The 426-nt window shown below is 57.5% G+C and carries 1 protein-coding gene; it reads left to right on the top strand.

The features are described 5' to 3' along the window. Positions 1-136 precede the first annotated feature (136 nt). A partial coding sequence (locus tag SB679_RS23140; protein ID WP_410704639.1) for a hypothetical protein occupies positions 137-426 on the top strand: 290 nt, incomplete at its 3' end.

Genomic DNA, 426 nt, shown 5'->3' with positions numbered 1-426 from the left:
AGGGTATAGGACTTCCCGCAGGCAAGCGCATCGAGTTTGACGTCAAGTTCCCTTCGTGGTTGAAAACGCCATCCGGGCAGGACCGCTTCATCTGCGACAAGTCGGTCGCCGGCGGCCCGTCTGAACAAGGGCGGGAATGAAAACGGATGCCAGCACTCATCAAGGAAAACATGTGAAGGAAAGCATGCACATCCGCTCTGTTTGCCGGGTTCTGGTCACGGCCCTGATCGCTGGCATTGCGCTCCCCGGTTGCACGACGGATCTGTCCGCCCCGTCCTACGAGAAGGCGGCGGAAGAACCGCACTACGATGGACCGCCGAAAGTCATCTACCGGATCGACGATCACCGTTTCGTCTCACTGGAAAACTACGACCGCTGCTATGGTGACACCTACTACAACAACACAAGGCTAGGTATCCGGCACAA

The organism is Chryseobacterium sp. SIMBA_029, from assembly GCF_046535275.1.
Taxonomy (GTDB): domain Bacteria; phylum Bacteroidota; class Bacteroidia; order Flavobacteriales; family Weeksellaceae; genus Chryseobacterium.
Note: the sequence above shows the minus strand (reverse complement) of the source record. Positions and strands in the feature narration are given on the sequence as shown.